Origin of the sequence: Streptomyces sp. NPDC093221 (assembly GCF_044753885.1) — a bacterium.
GTDB lineage: Bacteria > Actinomycetota > Actinomycetes > Streptomycetales > Streptomycetaceae > Actinacidiphila.
In genome coordinates, this window is record NZ_JBIVOA010000007.1 from 135,105 (window position 1) to 153,328 (window position 18,224).

The window sequence follows — 18,224 nt, forward strand, 5'->3', positions numbered from 1 at the left end:
ATCGCGGACAGCAGTGGCGGCATCGTGGACCTGCCGGAGGCGGTCGCGGCCGACTGAGGCCGCGCGCGTGCCGTCAGCGCCGGGCGGTCGGTGAACGACGGTCCTACGGCCTCACGCGTCGGCCTCCCGGGCCGCCCGCTCCAGGCGGTCACGGTGGTTCTCCCACCATGCCGCGTCGCCCGGTGGCAGGCTGCCGTTGTTCTCGTTCATGCCCACCGCGCCGTCGGTGAGTTCGCGCAGGATGTCCGCGTGCCCCGCGTGCCGGTGGGTATCGGAGATCACCCGCACCACGGCGTGATGCAACGTCACCTCGTCCCGGCCGTCGGGCCACCACGGCACCCGGCCGGTCGCGTCCAGGGCCAGCGCGTCGATCGTCGCGTCCGCCTGGGCCCACGCCCGGTGGTAGAGGCCCACGATGTACTCGCGTGACTCGTCGGCGGCGGCCCACATGTCCGCGTTCGCCTCGGCCCCCGCGTCGAGCCAGGGCAACGGCTCGCCCGACGGCCGTCCGAAGGTGTCGCCGAGGTAGCCGAACTCCACGCTGGCCACATGCTTCACCAGGCCCAGCAGATTCGTGCCGGTCGGCGTCATCGGGCGGCGCACTTCGTACTCCGAGAGCCCTTCCAGTTTCCACAGCAGGGCGTCGCGCGCGGACTGGAGGTAGAAGCGCAGGTCGGTCTTGGCATCCGTTACGGTCATGCGGCCAGTCTCGCGCCCGCCCGACCACCGGTCACGCCGTTTACGCCGTCGGTGCGGGGCCCGCGCCGGGCGGCGGTTCCGCGACGCCGACGAGGAACCCGGCCCTGGTGCGGACGCTGACCGACCACTTCAGCGCGGTGAGGTCGTCGGTGAGCGTCCGGGCGTCGTGGAACACCTTGACGATGCGGTACCGACCGCCATCGTCGGTCCTGCGCAGCGCCGCCGGGGTCGCATGGCCGGTGAGGACGTCCTCGTACGTCGCCGCGCCCGGGCCGTCGTCGACGAAGACGGCCCTGCCGCCCGGGGCGAGCGCGGCGGCGACGGTGCCCCAGAACCCGGGCAGCCGGGCGGGCGGGACGTGGGAGAGCCAGAAGGCGAAGAAGACCGTGTCGTAGCGGCGCGGCGGCTGCCACGCGAACACGTCGGCCTCGACGAACCGGACGGTGGAGGACGCGGTACGGGTACGGGCGATGGCCAGCACCTCGGCCGCCGCGTCGACCGCCGTCACCGACCGCGCCCGCGCCGCGAGCCTCGGGGTCCACTGGCCCGTCCCGCAGGCCAACTCCAGCACGTCCCCGGTGATGGGGAGTTCGTCGACCACCTCCAGCAGGTCCCGCAGCTCCTGGTACTGCGCGTAGGTCCGGTCGTACTCGCCCGCCCGCGCCCGGTAGTACGCCATCTGCTCCGCCACGAGGGCGTCGTCGTCCATGGGTGGGTCCTCTCGTCCGGTTCCCGCCGGAGCCGCGTGGGCTCCGCTCGTCGGCTGGTCTCCACCGGCACTGTCGACCTTCACCTCCGGTCAAGGTCAAGGGTCCCGGCATCAGCCACTCGCCGTGGCAGGGCCGCCACACCCTTGCCCGGCACGTCGCCGACCCCGTACGGGGGCGGCGGTGGGCGGCGCGGGACGCTCTGCGGCGGCGTCCCGTCAACTGGGCCATGAACGCCGAACTCGGCGCGGAAGGCCGCGCGGACCCACTGGACGGTCACATCGGCGAGCCGCGCGCCCACCTGGGGCGATTCGTGCACGCCGCGGCGGACGCGTAGGCCGCCGCGTGCGCCGGGTTCAGTACAGCGGCAGGATGAGGGTGATCCGCTTGCCGCGCGGGGTGCCGTCGGGCGCGGGGTCGTGCGGGGTGACGGTCACCCGCAGGGCGAGCTGCTGGATCAGACGCCAGCCGAATCCGCCGCCCACGTAAGGGGCTTCGGTGCCCGGCGGGCGTTCGGTGAGTCGGGGGAGCGCGGGGCTCAGGTCGTCGATGCTCACCTCGACGCCGAGCGGTACGAGGCGGGCCTGGCAGTGGGTGATACCGCCGCCGTGCACGATGGCGTTGGTGGCGAGTTCCGAGGTGGCGAGCACCGCGTCGCCCATGGCTCTGGGATCGCACGGCTCGGGGTCGGCGGCCACGGTCTCCCGCACCAGAGCGCGTACGGCGGCGGCCGTGAAGGGGGCCCGAAGCGCTCGCATACCGGTGGGGGGCGTTTGCGTGGAGCGCTGCCCACCACCCGGCGGCGGCCTGTCAGCGGCCATCTGATCTCCAGGAATTCGACATCGGGTCGCAACGGACGGCGACGGTCCGGGGAGGTCGCCCGCGGTGCGCGGTGACACCTGCGGACGTTTTTCCCAGGTCTGTCGTCAACGGGGCGTCTTGCCGACGTGCCATGACCGAAACGCATCCGCCACAGTTGGGACCCGCGCAGTTTGCCACCGGTCGCACGGGCAAGGCGACGAGGTTGACCCGGTCGGCCTTCCGAGGGCGCCCGGACGCCCCCGGAGGTGCTGGGGCACCTCCGGTACGGCTGTGACCTGCGGATCTGCCGTGTTGGGCCGCTCTGGGCGCGGCGTCTCCCGCTGGGGATGCAAGGATGGTGCCCATGGACAACGTGTACTTCGACATCTCCATTGACGGCGCTCCGGCCGGTCGGATCGTCTTCCGTCTCTTCGACGACGTCGTGCCCGAGACGGCGCGGAACTTCCGTGAGCTGGCCACCGGCGAGCACGGCTTCGGCTACGCGGGCTCGGCGTTCCACCGGATCATCCCGTCCTTCATGCTCCAGGGCGGCGACTTCACCAGCGGCGACGGCCGCGGCGGCAAGAGCATCTACGGCAACAAGTTCGCGGACGAGAACTTCAAGCTCAAGCACGACCGCCCGTTCCTGCTGTCGATGGCGAACGCCGGGCCGAACTCCAACGGCTCGCAGTTCTTCGTCACCACCGTGGTCACCGACTGGCTCGACGGCAAGCACGTCGTCTTCGGCGAGGTCGTCGAGGGCGAGGAACTGGTCAAGCAGATCGAGGGCAAGGGCTCGCGCAGCGGCACGCCCTCCGCCAAGGTCGTCATCTCCGCATCCGGCACCGTCGCGTAAGCACCCCACCAGCGACCTCGTAGGCCCGAAGGCCCCCGGCGACCCGCCGGGGGCCTTCCGCGTTCGCTGAGCGGGGCGGGCGGGACCGGGGGAAAATCGAAGAGCCGGGAGCGGGGTCCCGGCGGCGGGACCGGGAGCAGAAGCGGGGGAGCGAGAGCCGGAGAGAGGTCACCGAATGTCGACATCAGCAAGCCCTGAAGGGACGACGGCCACGACTCAGGCCGGGACGACACCGGAGCCGCAGGCCGAGATGAAGGCGGTTCAGTACCGCACCGTGGGCGCCGCCCCCGAAGTGGTGACCGTCCCGCGCCCCGAGCCGGGCCCCGGCCAGGTGCTGCTCAAGGTCACGGCGGCCGGGGTGTGCCACTCCGACATCGCCGTCATGAGCTGGCCCGCCGAGGCCCTGCCCTTCGCGCTGCCGCTCACCCTCGGCCACGAGGGCGCGGGCACCGTCGCCGCGCTCGGCGAGGGCGTCGGCGGCCTGGAGCCGGGCGAGTCGGTCGCCGTCTACGGCCCGTGGGGCTGCGGCGGCTGCCTGATGTGCGCGCAGGGCAAGGAGAACTATTGTCTGCGCGCCGAGGAGCTGGGCATCCGCCCGCCCGGCCTCGGCGCGCCCGGCGCCATCGCCGAGTACATGATCGTCGACGACCCCCGGCACCTGGTGCCGCTCGGTGACCTCGACCCCGTCGCCTCGGTGCCGCTGACCGACGCGGGCCTCACGCCGTACCACGCGATCAAGACCTCGCTGCCGAAGCTGGTCCCCGGCAGCACCGCCGTCGTCATCGGCACCGGCGGCCTCGGCCACGTCGCCGTGCAGCTGCTGCGGGTGCTCAGCCCGGCCCGCGTCATCGCCCTCGACGTCAGCGACGAGAAGCTGGAGCTGGCGCGCGCGGTCGGTGCCCACGAGACCGTCCTGTCCGACGCCGACGCGGCCGACCGGGTCCGCGCGCTGACCGACGGCGTCGGCGCCCAGGCCGTCTTCGACTTCGTGGGAGCCGCCCCCACGGTCGCCAGCGCCACCGCCTGCGCCGCCGTCGAGTCCGACGTGACGATCGTCGGCATCGGCGGCGGCAGCGCCACGGTCGGCTTCGGCACCATCGCCTACGACGCGGCCGTCCGCGCCCCCTACTGGGGCTCGCGCGCCGAGCTGATCGAGGTGCTCGACCTCGCCCGCTCCGGCGCGGTCGAGGTCCACGTCGAGACGTACTCCCTGGACGACGCTCCGCTCGCCTACGAGCGGCTGCACGCCGGGAAGATCAACGGCCGCGCGGTGATCCTGCCCTGAAGGTCGACCTCACGTTGAGCTTCTGGGACTTTCTGTGACCTTCTGTGACTTTCTGGGGCCTTCGGACCGGGTACGGCCGAGGACCGCTCAGACCGGCTCGTCCGCCGGTGCCGGGACCTTCGCCGCACCGCCGCCCGTGGCGCGCACGTGCCGCGCCGGGATGAACGCGGCGATGACCAGCGCCGCGACGGCCGCGCCGCAGGCGACGGCGAAGGCCACCCGGAAGCCGCTGAGCGAGGGCAGCGGCGCGCCGTGGTACGTGGTGGTCATGTGGGCGAGGATCACGCCGACGACCGCGCTGGACGACGAGGTGCCGATGGACCGCATCAGGGTGTTGAGCCCGTTGGCGGCGGCGGTCTCCGCCAGCGGCACCGCGCCCATGATGAGCGCGGGCATGGCCGCGTAGGCGAGGGCGATCCCGCAGCCGATGACGGAGGCGACGACCACCACCTGCCACACGGCGTGGGTGAGGAACAGGCCGAGCCCGTAGCCGACCGCGACGACGGCCATGCCGATCATCAGGGACACACGCGGGCCGCGGGCCGCCGAGATCCGCGCCGACAGCGGCGACACGGCCATCATCACCAGCCCTGACGGGGCCAGGCACAGACCGGCCACGAGCATGGACCGGCCGAGCCCGTACCCCGTCTCCTCGGGGAGCTGGAGGAGCTGGGGCAGGACCAGCGACATCGCGAAGAGCGAGAAACCGGCCATGACGGAGGCGATGTTGGTGAGCAGCACCTGCGGCCTGGCCGTCGTGCGCAGATCCACCAGCGGCGCGGTGGTGCGCAGTTCGAACATGCCCCAGCCGACGAGTACGACGACGGCCGCGGCCAGCAGTCCCAGCGTGGTGCCCGAGGCCCAGCCCCAGTCGCCGCCCTTGGAGATCGCCAGCAGCAGGCAGACCAGCCCCACGGACAGCCCGATCGCGCCCGGCACGTCGAACCGGCTCGGCGTGCGCACCGGGGACTCCGGCACGAGGAACAGGACCAGCGCCATCGCCGCCACGCCGAGCCCCGCGGAGGTGTAGAACAGCGCGTGCCAGTCGGCGTGCTGCGCGATCAGCGCGGCGCTGGGCAGGCCGAGCGCGCCGCCGATGCCCAGCGACGAGCTCATCAGCGCCATCGCGGAACCGAGCCGTTCCGCGGGCAGTTCGTCACGCATGATGCTGATGCCCAGCGGGATGACGCCCGTCGCGCCGCCCTGGAGCGCCCGGCCCACGACCATCGGGACCAGCGACGAGGTGAAGGCGCAGACCAGCGAGCCGACGACCAGCAGACCGAGGCTGAGCAGCAGGACGCGGCGCTTGCCGTACATGTCGCCGAGCCGTCCGGTGACCGGGGTGGCGACCGCTCCGGCGAGCAGGGTGGCGGTGATCACCCATGAGGTGTCGGAGGCCGAGGCGTGCAGCAGGCCGGGCAGTTCGGGCAGCAGCGGGACGACCAGCGTCTGCATGAGGGCGACCACGATGCCCGCGAAGGCCAGCACGGCGACGACCGCGCCACTCGCGGGCCGGTGGACACCGGCGGTGTGACCGGCTGCCGGTATGCCGGTGCCGCTTGCTGAGTCGGACATGTCGTCGCCTTCGATGGGGGTCGTCGGGCCGCGGGCCGTGGACGACGTGGGCAGGGAGATGTGCATGATACATAGGATGTGCGTCATGCACATTGCCCAGGTCGTGGGTACTCTCGGGAGGCGGGAGCACGGACGTCACGGCGCGCGCCCCCGGTTCGTACGTCCCACGTCGTGCGTCCATACGTCATGCGGAGGCGGTGTGCTGGAGCGGCTGGAGCGGGAACTGATGCTGGTGGCCCGCCACCATGTGCTGACGCGCCGGGACAGCTCGGCCGAGCGGCTGGACAAGTCCGCGTATCTGCTGCTCGCGCGCCTCGATTCGGAGGGCCCGATGTCCATCGGACAGCTCGCCGACGCCTTCGCGCTCGACACCTCGACGGTCAACCGGCAGACCGCCGCCCTCCTGAGGGCCGACCTCGCCGAGCGCGTCCCCGACCCCGACGGCGGCCTCGCCCGCAAGCTCCGCATCACCGAAGAGGGCGCCAAACGGCTCGCGGCCGACCGCGCGTTCTACATCGCGGGCATCGACAGCGTCCTGACCGACTGGTCACCGCAGGACGTGGAACTCCTCAGCGACATGCTCGCCCGCTTCAACCGCAGCATCGAGTCCCGCGAAGGGCGGCAGTGGCCGCGGCCGTGAGACCGCGCTCGGCGGGCCGTCCACGTGAGGGCGTACGGCCGGTCAGCCGAGCAGGGCCAGCAGACGGCCCGCCTGCCGCCGCGCCGTACCCGGCGGATTGCGCCGGGCGGCGGGATCTCCCGAGGCCAGGTCCTCGAAGGACAGCAGGAACAGCCACACCAGCGCGATCAGCCGTCGGCAGTCCCGCAGCCGTACGGTCTCCGCCGCCGTCAGCTCGACGTGCGACAGGAACGCCGCGACGTCCAGCGGGTGTTCCACCCAGCTCGCCACATGCTCGGTGATCTCCGCCAGTTCATAGGCGCGGTCGCTGCGGCCGGAGTCCTCGAAGTCCACGACCCGCACACGCGAGCCGTCCCAGAGGTAGTTGGCGAGATTGCCGTCACCGGGGCCGAAGACCGCGGGCACGGCGGTCTGTTCCGTACGGTCCAGGCCCGACGCGTCCAGCCAGGCGAGGCCCGCGTCGACAGCGGCCCCCACGGCCGCGTCCACCCGTCCCCGCAGCCGCGGCGCCCAACCGCGCAGCCGCGCGCCGAGTTCCGCCGGACCTTCCGGCCGTACGGGCACCCGCGCGAGGACGTCGGCGGGCAGCGCGCTGTGCAGCGCGTTCACCGTCCGCGCGAGACGCGTCAGCCGCTCGCCGTCCAACGGCGCGCCCCGGATCGGCGCTCCGGGCAGCAGGGACATCGAGACCACCGGCCCCGCGTCGCCCAGGTCGCAGGAGTACGGCCGCGGCGCCAGCCCCGGCGCGTGCCGGTCGAGCAGCGTCAACGCCCGCCACTCGCGCACGGCGCGCTCGTGGGCGGTGGCCGGGAACCGCTTGGTCACGCCGTCGGCCGCGAACGTCACGGCGTGCGTGCCCCACTGATGCGCGCCCATGGCAACCGATCCTGCCAGGCCCGCCGTTGGACCCGCCGGGAGGCGGCGCGGGAAACGCCGTGTGCGAAGTGCCGCCGCTCGCCGCTCGATTGATTTGGCAATCTCTTTACAACCCGGCGCCACCCCGCGTCGTCTCTCCCCTGCGAATCCCCTTACGGCCCGGCCGGCGCTCGTTCCGGAGCGCGGCAGCCGGGGGGAGAAGGGAAGACCGGACATGCGCATGAGTTCACTCGCCGTCGGCGCCGCCGCGTTCTCGACCGCGGCCAGTTTCGCCGTACTCGGAGCGTCCCCGGCGACCGCCGTCGCCCCCGCGAGCGACACATCGAGCACTCCGATGTGCGCCACCTCCCAGCTCACCGCGTCCCTCGGCGGTCAGGACGCCGGAGCGGGCAACCTCTACCGCTACCTGGTGCTGACCAACCACAGCGGCACCACCTGTCACCTCACCGGATTCCCCGGCCTGTCGCTGCTCGACGCGAGCGGCAAGCAGATAGGCGCGCCCGCCACCCGCGAGCACAACGGCTACGCGGCGGTCGTGCTGCGCCCCGGCGGCAAGGTGAGCGACACCATCCACACCATCAACCACCAGGGGACCTGCCTGCCGACCTCCACGAGCCTGCGGATCTACCCGCCGGGGAACAAGGCGTCGCTGGTCTTCGCGGGGAAGATCACCAACTGCGACAACCAGTTCTCCGTCACCCCGCTCGTCGCGGGCACGGGCGGCAACCCCTCCAACTCCGCGCCCGCGCCGACGCCCACCACCACGTCCTCCGGCTCCGGCTCGCAGGTCACCGCCGTACCCAGCGGCGCCCCCGACACCGGCCTCGCCGAGACCGCGCACTCCTCGGGCACCCACGACAAGGACACCCTCGCGCTGGCCGGCGCCGGTGTGCTGGCCGTCGGCGCCCTCGGCCTGGTCACCGGGATGCGCCGCAGGTCGCACGGCCGGGCACAGGACTGACCGTTGCCGACCGTCACCTCCCTCAGCCGTTCCGTCCCGGTACGGGCCTGGTGCGTGCTCGCCGCCGCCGTACTGGTGCTGCTGAGCGGCTGCCAGTCCGACCCGCCCGCTCGGGCCACCCCGGGCGGGACGGAGCGGACACCGTCCGCCTCGGCGTCCGCGACCTCGACGCCGTCGTCCGGCGGCACGACCCCGGCGACCACCGGGGCCGTACCGCTGGCCCGCTCGGTCCCGGTCCGGCTGCGGATCGCGGCCATCGGCGTCGACACCCCGGTGATGTCACTGGGGCTCAACTCCGACGGCACCGTGGCCGTACCGCCGATCGAGGCGCGCTCGCCCGCGGGCTGGTACAGCGGCTCGCCGACGCCCGGCGTCACCGGACCCTCGGTGATCCTCGGCCACGTCACGGTCGGACAGTACGGCGACGGCGTCTTCCGCCACCTGTCCGAGCTCGCCGCCGGCGACCGGATCGAGATCGGCCTCAAGGACGGCGCCACGGCCGCCTTCACCGTCGACTCCGTCCAGACGGTCGCCAAAGCGCGATTTCCGACGGACCGCGTGTACGGGAACGTCGACCACCCCGCTCTGCGTCTCATCACCTGTGGCGGCACCCGGATCACCGGGAGCGGCTATCAGGACAACGTGATCGTCTACGCGTCCCTGTCGTCGGGAGCGGGAACCTGAACAGGACCCCGCACCCGTCCGCCGTCCGGACGCCCACCGCTCGTACGCACCGGACCCGGTCCGCGCGTACGTCCCCGGCGCCGGCCCCGAACCGGGGCCGGCGCGGGGCGGGCGGCACCGGGCGGCCCGGGAGGTCTGCCCCGGCGCCACCGGGGCAGACGACGATCACCACGAGGACGACGAGTGAGGAGAGCGGCCATCCGGTCCCAAGAGCGCGCGGCCGCCGAGCTGTTCGAGGCCGTCTATCCGCGCCTGGCGGGCTGGTGCCGCCGTCTGGTGGACGACGACGGGACCGCGCACGAGATCGCGTCCGAGGCCTTCACCCGGCTGTGGGCGCGCTGGACCAAGGTCGAGGAGCCCAGCGGATACCTCTATGTGACCGCGGCCAACCTGGTCAGGGACCACTGGCGCAGACTGGAGCGGGAGCGCCGCGCCATGCGCCGATTCACCACGGAGGAAGCCGTGAAGGAGCAGCAGGACAGCAGCGACCCCTCGGTGCGCATGCTCGTCCAGTCCCTCCCGGAGCGACTGCGCGACCCGGCACTGCTGTACTACTACGCGGACCTGCCCGTACAGCAGGTGGCCGCGCTGCTCGGCCGGAACGAGGGCACGGTCAAGGCCGACCTGCACGCGGCCCGCGAACTGCTGCGCGCCAGGCTGGGGGAACACCATGACCGGACTGTCTGACGACGGTCCCGGCGGGGAGCCCTTCGACCCGCTGGAGCCGCTGCTGCGCCCGCCCGCGGTCTATCTGCCGCCGCCCGCGGGCTCGTTCGAGCTGATCCGCCGCCGCGCGGCCAGGCGCCGCCGCTCCCGCGCGATGGTCGGCGGCACGCTCGCCGCCGCCGTCATCACCGGTGCCTTCTACGTAGCCGGCACGCTCAACAGGGACGACTCGCAGGAGGTCGTCCCCACACCGGCCAACAGCAGCGGGCCCGTCACCACGGCCCCCGGACCGACGACCCCGCCCGTCGTGCCGCCGCCCGCGCCCACCCCGACGCGGACCACGCCCACCAAGGGCCCGGGCGACGGTACGACCGTCACGTCCGAGCCGTCAGGGACCACCCCGCCCACCTCGCCGACCAGCACCAGCACCGGCACCGACTCCGCCGCCACACCGCTGTGCACGGCCGCGCAGCTCACCGCCTCCCTCGGCGACGGCGACGCGGGCGCGGGCAACCTCTACCGTTACCTGCTGCTCACCAACCACAGCGATACGGTCTGCCATGTCACCGGCTTCCCCGGCCTGTCGCTGCTGGACGCGAACGGCAAGCAGATCGGCGCCCCCGCCACGTACCAGAATCTCCCGCACGGGCCCGTCGTGCTGCGGCCCGGCGAGTCCGCGAGCGACACCATCCACACCGTCAACCAGCAGGGGACCTGCCTGCCGACCTCCACGAGCCTGCGGATCTACCCGCCGGGCAGCAGGGCGTCGCTGGTCTTCCCGGGGAAGATCACGAACTGCGACAACGAGTTCGTGGTCACCCCCTTCACCGCGGGCGCGACGGGCAACCCGCCGTCCTGACGGGGACGGCGGGGGTCGGTCCGCGCCGGCGCCGGCTCAGTGCACGTCCGGCGGGCTGGAGGTCGCGGGCGGCATCGAGTAGGTGGGGGACGCGGGGGAACCCGAGCGGACGCCCGGCGGTTTGCTGGGCGGCATCGGCGCCGCGGTGATCAGCACCCTGCCGTACGCCGCCATCGCCGCCGCCATCACGAGCAGGATCATCAGCCAGCGCAGGTGCAGCCGGGCGGGGACGCTGAGCAGCAACGACAGCATCCCGCCGGACAGCAGCAGCCCGGAACGACTCCTGCGGTTGACGCCGCGACGGCTCATCGGCGCCCCCTCCCGCCGGTGGGCCGGGTATGGGGCAGGGTGCGTCCGATCTGGTCGCGGTAGCGCAGGAGTTCCAGCGGCATGTCGAAGGCGACGGCCGCCACGATCTGCGGACCGTACGCGGTCTGCCGGGAGTAGCGGACGAGGAAGCGGTCGGAGCGCATCGAGCCCGCCATGACCTCGGTGTCCGTGCCGAGCGCGGGGATGCCCACCGCCTGGATCCGGATGCCGTGCTGTTCCGACCAGAAGCGCGGCACCGGAGTGAAGCGCGCCGCGCGTCCGGGGCCGCGCAGCAACGAGTCGGCGGCGTGCTGCCCCATCTCCACGGCGTGGATGAGATGTTCGACCCGGCGCGGCTCGGTGTCGAACCGCGGGTTCGGCCAGCGGGCCACGTCCCCGGCCGCCACCACATGCGGCGTGGTCCTGCCCCACTGGTCCACCGCGTGGCAGGTCGGCCCGCAGAGCACGCCGTCGGAGATCTCCAGACCGCTGCCCCGCAGCCACTCGGTACGGGGCTGGCCGCCGAGACCGAGCACCACGAAGTCGCAGTCGAGGACCGCGCCGTCGTCGAGCCGCAGCCGCAGCCCGTCGCCGTGGTCCTGCCAGTCGGTGATCTTCGTGCCGAGGCGGACGTCGACACCCGCGCGGCGCTGGAGCGAGCCGACCACCGCGCCGACCCTGGCGCCGAGCACCCGGCGCAGCAGCGGCGCGCTGTGGACGACGAGCGTCACGTCCATCCCGTTCTCCCGCGCGGTGCAGGCGAGTTCGCAGCCGATGAAGCCGCCGCCGAGGATCACCACCCGACGGGCGCGCGCCGCGTGCATCGCCCGCCGTATCGCCGCCGCGTCCTCGATCGTGCGGACGGTACGGACCCGGTCGCTGAACACCGGCGCCTCGGGCAGCCGCTTGGCGTCCACACCGGTCGCCACCACCAGCCCGTCGAACGGCAGATACTCCCCGCCGCGCAGTTCGATCGCGGACTTCGCCAGGTCCAGCCCCGTCATCCGGGTGTCGAGCAGCCAGTGCGCGTCCAGCGCCGCGTCCGCCCGGAAGGGCAACTGCTGCTCGGCGAGCCGGCCCGACAGATACTGCTTGGACAGCGGCGGACGGCTGTACGGCCGGTGCGGCTCCTCGCCGACCATCACCAACTCCCCGTCGAAACCGCGCTCCCTGAGTCGGGTCGCGGCGCTCAGCCCGGCGAGCCCGGCGCCCGCGACGACGATCCGCCGCAGGCTCGCCCGCGCCGCGGAGCCGCTGCGCAGCGGCCTCGCCGCCCGCCGCCCGATCGCGGCGGGAGCGCCGGACGGGCTCTGCCCGCCGTGGACGGTGATGGCCTGCATCGGGCAACACCGCACCGCCTGGCGGGCCTTGGCCGCGTAGTCGGCGGGCACGCTGCGCGTGTAGTGCAGCGAACCGCTCTCGGCGATCCGGAAGACCTCGGGCGCCTCCTGCTGGCAGATGCCGTAGATGTGGCACCGGTTGTTGTCGACGCTGATCCGTACCGGCTCCGCCTCGGGCACCAGTACGGGCCTGGCGGGCGCGAACGACTCGGCGGCGATGGGGGCTTGGGGGAGCGGCGGCGCGGTGCGCGCGGGCGGGCGGCCCTGGTGGACGACGACCGGTGTGGTGGGCCGTGCGGCGGGCGTCTGACCCGGTGGCCAGGGCGCCGGGGGGACACGGCCCGGGGGAGGCGGCTGGATCATTCGGCGGCTCCCGGCCTGCCGAGGTAGGTGCGCTGTCTGAGCCGGGAGCGGGACGGGAAGGCGCGGATCAGGAAGGCCAGCAACACCGTGCCCGCGCCGGTGGCGATGCCGACCGACACCAGATTCAGATGGCGCGGCTCCGGGTGCACCAGGAAGACGTGCAGCCAGATCAACCCGAAGGCCACGTAAGCGAACTGATGAGTCCTCAGCCAGCGGTGGTAGCCCAGTCTGCGCTGGAGCCACACCGAACATCCCACGGCGATGGCCAGTTCGGTGCCGAGGATGCCGAAGCCCACCGGGAGCCGCTGCACACCGCCGGTGAACGGCACGGTCAGCTCACGGCCGCCGATCCGCCAGACCGGCTGGTAGAGAAAGGTCGCGCCGTGCACGACACCGAAGATCATCGCGGAGAGCGCCAGCGTCATGTGCGCGCCGTAGAAGGTGGCCCGGTTGACCGCGTGCTGCAGGAATCTCAGCCGCAGCAGCACACCGAGGACGACGGTGGCCACCATCAGCACATACGCGATCAGAGCCGCGAGTCTCGCGATCTTGTGGACGCCCATGTCGTAGGGGACCTGCTTGTCGTACGCGTCCAGCGGAGAACCGGGGATGGGAGCGGCGGCGGAAGTGCCGCGCGCCAGGAGCAACCCCACCGTGAAAAGCACCAATACCGAGAAAAGCACCAGCAGAAGACGGGAAGCACCGCTGAGCGCGGGGGCCTTCTTACGGCTGTCGAATGCCGCGACCGTGACCATATCCTGTGACTCCTCGTATCGACGCGACTGCGACACGCGCAGGGCGAAGACCTGGGGCGATACCCGGAGTCGAGCTGTCCCGTTACCCTTTTGTGCATTCGCCGATGAATGCGGCAAAGGTGTTCGGGGCAGGCTTCTCTTCGGGCCCTTTCCCCTGAAGGACACGCTGCTTGGCGGCAGACGCTACACCAAGATTCGCGCGCGGTCGATGCATGGCCAACGGGCCCCGGGCCGGCTCGATATGACGCTAAATCACCATTGTGACGGCGAATCACCGGCCCGGATCGCGTAGCTCGCGTAAAGGCTTTGCGCGGCGATGGTGAATCACGAACCGGTGTACTGCGCGGCGAATGGTGAAGGACCGGGCCGGGCGCGGCTCAGCCCGCGCCGCCAGGACGGTCGGCCGTGCGGGGGAGCGGCAGGTCGCCGGTGAGGGAATTCTGGATCACCGGCGCGTACACGGCGATCAGCGACGGCGTGCTCGCGGATGCCAGCGGCTCGACGCGGATGATGTAGCGGGCCATGACCAGACCGATGAGCTGAGAGCCCAACAGGGCCGAGCGCAAAGCGCGTTGTGGCTCGGCCAGTGCCTGGGCCAGCGGGCCGAGCACTTCGCGGCCGAGGAATTCCCGCAGGATCCCGGCGGCCGTCTCGTGCGAGACCGCCGACCGGATCACCGCCAGCAGCGCGTCGTGCCGCTCGGCCGACTCCCACAGGCCGAGGACCGTCGTCAGCAGCCGCTCGCCCGAGGTGGCGGGATCCCCGGCGAGCACCGGCAGCAACTCCATCGGGCGCACCGCCTCGTGGACGGCGGCGGCGAACACCCCTTCCTTGGACCGGAAGAAGTGGTGCACGAGCGCCGCGTCGACCTTCGCTTCGCGGGCGATGCCGCGCACCGTCGTCCGCTCGTAGCCGTACTCGGCGAATTTCAGCCGCGCCGCCCGCAGGATCGCCTCCCTGCTGCCGCTGCGGCCCGGCCGTCGGCCGGGCCGTCCGGTGACCGCCTCTCCCATGACCGCCGCCCTGTCACGTAAATTCACCGTTCGGTGATTTATGAGAGTAGCCTCGGCGGGGTGAAACGCCAACCACCCGCCGGCCGTGCGCCGGCCACCGTCGGCGCCGCGGGCGCGGACCGCGTGCGGACCGGGCGCCGGTCCGGTCCGGCGCCGACGCGGCCCGGCCGCCCGCAGGGCGCTCGACACGCCTCGCCGAACCCGGAAGAATTACCCGCGAGGGTCGCTTGAAACCTCTTTGGGACGCAAACGGGCGACCTGTCCGCGAGGGGAGTTTATCGGCGCGCCGTGACCTGTGCGGCGGCTCGGGGCATTGCCCGAAAGGGCTATAGATTTAACTTTCAATCATAACGAGCTCAAATGTTCCATGTTGATGCTGGTCAGGCGTGCGTGCTAGAGTCGAAATAACGTGCTGTTTGCTGAAGGTCGGGGGCTCGATGCTTCAGGATGGGATCACGAGAGTTCTTCTCGTCGACTCCAGAGCGGTTTCCCGTGTGGGACTCAGTGTCCTGCTGAGCAGGGAAACCGATCTGGAAGTCGTGGGCGAGGTTGCCGATATTCGGCACGCTCTGCCCTGTGTGGCAAGGTTGTCTCCGCATGTGGTGATCATCGACGCGCTGGATGTGGCGCCGGATGTTCCGCATGCCATCCAGCAGCTCATCGTCGGCGGCGCCGACGGCTGCCCTAAGATATTAGCCCTGGTCCAGAGCCTGGAGCAGTGCGCTCAGCACTGGCAGGCGGCCGGTGCCAGGGGTGTGCTCGACAGTCAGGCGAGTCCGGAGCGGATCATCGCCGCCGTCCGGATGGTCGCCGCCGGTTACCGACTGGTGATTCCCACCGTCGGCGCCGCCACTGCCGCCGCCACCGCGGCGGCCATCACGCCGGAACCGCCGCAAGCGGAAACATCGGAGACCGATCTGGTGTCCAGTGGAATAACCCGGCGTGAGCGCGACGTGCTCCAGCTCATCATCCGCGGCTATTCGAACGCGGAAATATCAGAAGCACTTTTTCTGAGTGAGAGCACCGTGAAATCACACGTTCAGCGCATGCTGGACAAGCTGGCTCTGCGCAATCGAGTACACGCCGTTATATATGCTTATGAAAAAGGAATTGTCAGAGCCGGCGGCAATTTAGAATCTTTAGTCGGTACCAGTATGTGACACCATTTTCGCGACCTGGGAACGGTCTTTCTTGCCGTTCCCGGTTCGGGGTATCTCGTCGAAAAGGCTGAGGCTGTCGACGAGCATGTAGGTGGGGAGCCGTTCGGCGCTCCACCGCTTGAGCGCGAGCAGGCCCGGAGCGCTGTCCGGGGCCGGGACCACCACGGCGTGCAGCCGTGCCGTGAGCCCGGTCCCGAGCACGACCACGGCCACGTCCCTGACCTGCGGGTGCAGGCTCAGGACGCTCTCGATCTCGCCCAGCTCCACCCGGTTGCCGCGGATCTTCACCATGTGGTCGCGGCGCCCCAGGTACTCCAGCATGCCCGCGTCGTCGTACCGCACGAGGTCGCCGGTCGCGTACGGGCCGCTCTGCGGCGGATGGCCCCAGTACCCGAGCATCACCGTGGGGCCGGAGACCAGCAGCTCCCGCCCCGCCTGGCCCGCGACCTCGGGGCCCAGCTCCAGGGTGTCGCCCGAGCAGACCGCGCCGATCGGCAGGGCGCCCGCGCGGTCGAGATCGGCGGCGCAGACCTCGTACGACGTACAGACATTCGTCTCGGTCGGGCCGTACCAGTTGAGCAGCCTGACGTCCTGCCAGGCCGAGCGCAGCCGCCGCACATGGGCGATCGGGAACGCCTCGCCCGCGAAGACGCAGGCCCGCAGCGCGCGCGGCGGCGGCCCGTCCAGCAGCCCGCCCTTGGTGATCATCAAGGTGAGCGCCGACGGCACCGAGTACCAGACGGTGATCGCGTGCTCGTCCATGAAGCGGACGAGCTGGGCCGGCGCGTAGGCCAGCGCCTCGGGCACCAGATGGACGCTGGCGCCCGCCAGGAACGCCGCGTAGAGGTCGAAGACCGACAGGTCGAAATTGAACGGCGCGTGGTTGGAGAGCCGGTCCGAGGGGACCAGCCGCAGATCGGCCGCCGCCCACCGCACGAACGCCAGCGCGTTGAGGTGGCTCAGGCACACACCCTTGGGCTCACCGGTCGAACCCGACGTGAACAGGATGTACGCCGGATCGTGCTCCGAGCCCTCGACCGGCGACGGTACGGGCTGGCCCTCGCCCGTCGCCAGCAGGTCCGCGAAGGTACGGCAGGGCGCCGCGTCCCAGCCCGCGTCGGCCGCCGCGTCCGCGCCGTCCTCGTCGGTCACCACCAGCGCGGGGGCGCAGGCCGTGACGATCCGCGCCAGCCGCGACGGCGGGTTCGAGGACGCCACCGGTACGTAGACCGCGCCGCCGCGCAGGCACGCCTGCATCAGCGCCACGACGTGCAGGCTCTTCGCGCTCCACAGCACGACCCGGTCGCCCGGCCGCACTGCGCTCGCGGCCAGCGCCGCGCCGTAACGCGCCGCGAGCGCGTCCAGTTCGCCGTAGGTCAGCCGTCCGTCGACGGCGTCGACCGCGAGGGAATCCGGCGCCCTGCGGGCGGCGGCGGTGACGAATTCGTGCAGCCTCACAGTCCCAGCTCCTTCGCGACGAGCTCCTTTTGGATCTCCGAGGTACCGGAGAACAGCACGCTCGGCACCGCGTCCCGCAGCGCCGCCTCCATACCCGACTCCGACCGGTATCCGCGACCGCCGAGAATCCGTACGGCGTCCAGCGCGCTCTGCACCGCGGCCTCGGAGACGGCGAGCTTCGACAGCGCCACCGGCAGGGTCGCCCTGCCGCCGCGGTCCATCTCCCAACAGGCCCGGTAGAGCAGGAGTCTGGCGCTCTCCAGCCGCAGCTTCATGTCCACGATGCGGTGCGAGACCGCCTGGAAGCCGGAAATGCGACGGCCGAACTGCCGCCGCTCGCTGGCGAATCGGACGCACTCTTCGACCAGGCGGTCCATCAGGCCCAGATAGCCCGCGAAGAGGCAGGCGCGCTCCCAGCCCATGGACGTCTGGAAGATCGTCGCGCCCATCCCCTCGACGCCCAGCACCTGGTCGTCGGGGACGAAGCACTCCTGGAAGGTCACCGTGCCCGCCAGGCAGGAGGACAGGCCCATCTTCTCGAAGGGCTCACCGCGCAGCACCCCGGGGGCGTCGGCCGGCACGACGAAGGCGGTCTGGCCGAGGTGTCCCGAGTCGGGGTCGCTGGTCGCGTACGTGACCAGGACGTCGGCGGCCGGGCCGTTGCTGACGAAGCTCTTCTCGCCGTCCAGGACGAATCCGCCGGGCACTTCGGTCGCCGTCACCCGCAGCCGCGAGACGTCGGAGCCGGACTCCGGCTCCGTCATGGCGTTGCCCGCGATCATCCGGCCGGACGCCAGCTCCGGCAGGAAGCGCTTCTTGAGGTCCGCGCTGCCGAACTCCGCGATCGGCACGGCGCAGGCGAAGAGGTGGGCGCTGGCCGCGAAGACCAGCCCGGTGTCGTGGCAGCCGCGGCCCACGGCCTCGATGACCCGCGCGGTGTCGAGCGCGCCGAGGCCGTCCCCGCCGTACTCGGCGGGAAGACAGGCACCCAGGGCGCCGATCCGGCCGAGTTCCCGCCAGTCGGACCGTTCACCGGGGCGCCGCGGACGGTCCGCGGGGAACGCGTCGGCGGCCCGGCGGACGGTCTCCTCGTACCGCGCGGTCTGCTCGGTGCTCCAACTGAAGTCCACGCTGGCTCCTGCATCGGGAGGGGGGAGGGAGAGAGAGACGGAAGGTGGGGTGCTGCGCTCGGGGCTCGGGGCTCAGGGCTGGGGCTC

The 18,224-nt window shown here is 71.9% G+C and carries 19 protein-coding genes; 8 read left to right on the top strand and 11 right to left on the bottom strand.

Going from position 1 to position 18,224, the window contains the following annotated elements; all coding sequences use genetic code 11:
* Positions 1 to 111: 111 nt before the first annotated feature.
* The 3 genes from ACIQCJ_RS25375 to ACIQCJ_RS25385 all read right to left on the bottom strand — a co-directional run bounded on the left by ACIQCJ_RS25375 (position 112) and on the right by ACIQCJ_RS25385 (position 2,164).
* On the bottom strand, positions 112 to 699 hold the full coding sequence (locus tag ACIQCJ_RS25375; RefSeq protein WP_391162606.1) for a DUF664 domain-containing protein: 588 nt from the start codon (positions 697 to 699) through the stop codon (positions 112 to 114).
* A gap of 40 nt (positions 700 to 739) precedes the next feature.
* Positions 740 to 1,408, bottom strand: coding sequence for a class I SAM-dependent methyltransferase (locus tag ACIQCJ_RS25380; protein ID WP_402712615.1), 669 nt, complete (start codon positions 1,406 to 1,408; stop codon positions 740 to 742).
* Between the two features lie 354 nt (positions 1,409 to 1,762).
* Entirely contained in the window at positions 1,763 to 2,164 is a 402-nt protein-coding gene (locus ACIQCJ_RS25385; RefSeq protein ID WP_355334838.1) for an ATP-binding protein, read from the bottom strand.
* A gap of 407 nt (positions 2,165 to 2,571) precedes the next feature.
* On the opposite strand from ACIQCJ_RS25385, the gene ACIQCJ_RS25390 reads away from it, so the two are divergent.
* Positions 2,572 to 3,063 carry a peptidylprolyl isomerase gene (locus ACIQCJ_RS25390; protein WP_355334835.1) on the top strand — a complete coding sequence of 164 codons (492 nt, stop codon included), beginning with the start codon at positions 2,572 to 2,574 and terminating at the stop codon, positions 3,061 to 3,063.
* Between the two features lie 250 nt (positions 3,064 to 3,313).
* Positions 3,314 to 4,348 carry an NAD(P)-dependent alcohol dehydrogenase gene (locus tag ACIQCJ_RS25395; protein WP_402712736.1) on the top strand — a complete coding sequence of 345 codons (1,035 nt, stop codon included), beginning with the start codon at positions 3,314 to 3,316 and terminating at the stop codon, positions 4,346 to 4,348.
* 87 nt (positions 4,349 to 4,435) lie between these two features.
* Here ACIQCJ_RS25395 and ACIQCJ_RS25400 read toward each other — a convergent pair whose 3' ends face one another.
* Positions 4,436 to 5,923 (bottom strand): MFS transporter, encoded by a 1,488-nt coding sequence (locus tag ACIQCJ_RS25400; RefSeq protein ID WP_402712616.1) that lies wholly within the window; start codon positions 5,921 to 5,923, stop codon positions 4,436 to 4,438.
* A 226-nt stretch (positions 5,924 to 6,149) separates the two neighbouring features.
* Between ACIQCJ_RS25400 and ACIQCJ_RS25405 the strand changes: the two genes are divergently transcribed.
* Entirely contained in the window at positions 6,150 to 6,563 is a 414-nt protein-coding gene (locus ACIQCJ_RS25405; RefSeq protein WP_391048211.1) for a MarR family transcriptional regulator, read from the top strand.
* A gap of 42 nt (positions 6,564 to 6,605) precedes the next feature.
* On the opposite strand, the gene ACIQCJ_RS25410 is transcribed toward ACIQCJ_RS25405, so the two are convergent.
* A complete protein-coding gene (locus ACIQCJ_RS25410) occupies positions 6,606 to 7,439 on the bottom strand; it encodes a phosphotransferase (protein WP_402712617.1) in 834 nt (277 codons plus the stop codon).
* 214 nt (positions 7,440 to 7,653) lie between these two features.
* Here ACIQCJ_RS25410 and ACIQCJ_RS25415 point away from each other — a divergent pair, with 214 nt between their 5' ends.
* From ACIQCJ_RS25415 to ACIQCJ_RS25430, 4 genes are all read left to right on the top strand, one after another.
* The gene (locus tag ACIQCJ_RS25415) at positions 7,654 to 8,400 is read left to right on the top strand and encodes a DUF4232 domain-containing protein (protein WP_401307350.1); all 747 of its coding nucleotides are present in this window, start codon (positions 7,654 to 7,656) and stop codon (positions 8,398 to 8,400) included.
* 3 nt (positions 8,401 to 8,403) lie between these two features.
* Entirely contained in the window at positions 8,404 to 9,084 is a 681-nt protein-coding gene (locus ACIQCJ_RS25420) for a class F sortase (RefSeq protein WP_355334824.1), read from the top strand.
* Positions 9,085 to 9,267: 183 nt separating this feature from the next.
* Positions 9,268 to 9,771, top strand: a complete 504-nt coding sequence (locus ACIQCJ_RS25425; protein WP_355334821.1) for an RNA polymerase sigma factor — start codon at positions 9,268 to 9,270, stop codon at positions 9,769 to 9,771.
* The gene (locus ACIQCJ_RS25430) at positions 9,755 to 10,609 is read left to right on the top strand and encodes a DUF4232 domain-containing protein (RefSeq protein WP_401307343.1); all 855 of its coding nucleotides are present in this window, start codon (positions 9,755 to 9,757) and stop codon (positions 10,607 to 10,609) included. Before ACIQCJ_RS25425 ends, ACIQCJ_RS25430 begins: the two co-directional genes overlap by 17 nt.
* 36 nt (positions 10,610 to 10,645) lie before the next feature.
* On the opposite strand, the gene ACIQCJ_RS25435 is transcribed toward ACIQCJ_RS25430, so the two are convergent.
* From ACIQCJ_RS25435 to ACIQCJ_RS25450, 4 genes are all read right to left on the bottom strand, one after another.
* Positions 10,646 to 10,918, bottom strand: a complete 273-nt coding sequence (locus ACIQCJ_RS25435; RefSeq protein WP_402712618.1) for a hypothetical protein — start codon at positions 10,916 to 10,918, stop codon at positions 10,646 to 10,648.
* Complete coding sequence (locus ACIQCJ_RS25440) at positions 10,915 to 12,621, bottom strand: FAD-dependent oxidoreductase (RefSeq protein ID WP_402712619.1); 1,707 nt, start codon at positions 12,619 to 12,621, stop codon at positions 10,915 to 10,917. The genes ACIQCJ_RS25435 and ACIQCJ_RS25440 overlap by 4 nt, the downstream gene beginning before the upstream one ends.
* On the bottom strand, positions 12,618 to 13,376 hold the full coding sequence (locus tag ACIQCJ_RS25445; protein WP_402712620.1) for a ferric reductase-like transmembrane domain-containing protein: 759 nt from the start codon (positions 13,374 to 13,376) through the stop codon (positions 12,618 to 12,620). The genes ACIQCJ_RS25440 and ACIQCJ_RS25445 overlap by 4 nt, the downstream gene beginning before the upstream one ends.
* 377 nt (positions 13,377 to 13,753) lie before the next feature.
* Entirely contained in the window at positions 13,754 to 14,389 is a 636-nt protein-coding gene (locus tag ACIQCJ_RS25450; RefSeq protein WP_355334808.1) for a TetR family transcriptional regulator, read from the bottom strand.
* Positions 14,390 to 14,883: 494 nt separating this feature from the next.
* Here ACIQCJ_RS25450 and ACIQCJ_RS25455 point away from each other — a divergent pair, with 494 nt between their 5' ends.
* Entirely contained in the window at positions 14,884 to 15,549 is a 666-nt protein-coding gene (locus ACIQCJ_RS25455; RefSeq protein WP_355334806.1) for a response regulator transcription factor, read from the top strand.
* Here ACIQCJ_RS25455 and ACIQCJ_RS25460 read toward each other — a convergent pair.
* Together ACIQCJ_RS25460 and ACIQCJ_RS25465 are read right to left on the bottom strand one after the other, a co-directional pair.
* The gene (locus ACIQCJ_RS25460; protein WP_402712621.1) at positions 15,529 to 17,007 is read right to left on the bottom strand and encodes an AMP-binding protein; all 1,479 of its coding nucleotides are present in this window, start codon (positions 17,005 to 17,007) and stop codon (positions 15,529 to 15,531) included. The genes ACIQCJ_RS25455 and ACIQCJ_RS25460 overlap by 21 nt on opposite strands.
* A complete protein-coding gene (locus ACIQCJ_RS25465; protein ID WP_402712622.1) occupies positions 17,004 to 18,137 on the bottom strand; it encodes an acyl-CoA dehydrogenase family protein in 1,134 nt (377 codons plus the stop codon). Before ACIQCJ_RS25465 ends, ACIQCJ_RS25460 begins: the two co-directional genes overlap by 4 nt.
* Positions 18,138 to 18,224 lie beyond the last annotated feature (87 nt).

Bases quoted from the DNA above. Each gene is read 5' to 3' on its own strand.
- ACIQCJ_RS25375 (WP_391162606.1), bottom strand. From the start codon at position 699: ATGACCGTAACGGATGCCAAGACCGACCTGCGCTTCTACCTCCAGTCC.
- ACIQCJ_RS25380 (WP_402712615.1), bottom strand. From the start codon at position 1,408: ATGGACGACGACGCCCTCGTGGCGGAGCAGATGGCGTACTACCGGGCG.
- ACIQCJ_RS25385 (WP_355334838.1), bottom strand. From the start codon at position 2,164: ATGCGAGCGCTTCGGGCCCCCTTCACGGCCGCCGCCGTACGCGCTCTG.
- ACIQCJ_RS25390 (WP_355334835.1), top strand. From the start codon at position 2,572: ATGGACAACGTGTACTTCGACATCTCCATTGACGGCGCTCCGGCCGGT.
- ACIQCJ_RS25395 (WP_402712736.1), top strand. From the start codon at position 3,314: ATGAAGGCGGTTCAGTACCGCACCGTGGGCGCCGCCCCCGAAGTGGTG.
- ACIQCJ_RS25400 (WP_402712616.1), bottom strand. From the start codon at position 5,923: ATGTCCGACTCAGCAAGCGGCACCGGCATACCGGCAGCCGGTCACACC.
- ACIQCJ_RS25405 (WP_391048211.1), top strand. From the start codon at position 6,150: ATGCTGGTGGCCCGCCACCATGTGCTGACGCGCCGGGACAGCTCGGCC.
- ACIQCJ_RS25410 (WP_402712617.1), bottom strand. From the start codon at position 7,439: ATGGGCGCGCATCAGTGGGGCACGCACGCCGTGACGTTCGCGGCCGAC.
- ACIQCJ_RS25415 (WP_401307350.1), top strand. From the start codon at position 7,654: ATGCGCATGAGTTCACTCGCCGTCGGCGCCGCCGCGTTCTCGACCGCG.
- ACIQCJ_RS25430 (WP_401307343.1), top strand. From the start codon at position 9,755: ATGACCGGACTGTCTGACGACGGTCCCGGCGGGGAGCCCTTCGACCCG.
- ACIQCJ_RS25435 (WP_402712618.1), bottom strand. From the start codon at position 10,918: ATGAGCCGTCGCGGCGTCAACCGCAGGAGTCGTTCCGGGCTGCTGCTG.
- ACIQCJ_RS25440 (WP_402712619.1), bottom strand. From the start codon at position 12,621: ATGATCCAGCCGCCTCCCCCGGGCCGTGTCCCCCCGGCGCCCTGGCCA.
- ACIQCJ_RS25445 (WP_402712620.1), bottom strand. From the start codon at position 13,376: ATGGTCACGGTCGCGGCATTCGACAGCCGTAAGAAGGCCCCCGCGCTC.
- ACIQCJ_RS25450 (WP_355334808.1), bottom strand. From the start codon at position 14,389: ATGGGAGAGGCGGTCACCGGACGGCCCGGCCGACGGCCGGGCCGCAGC.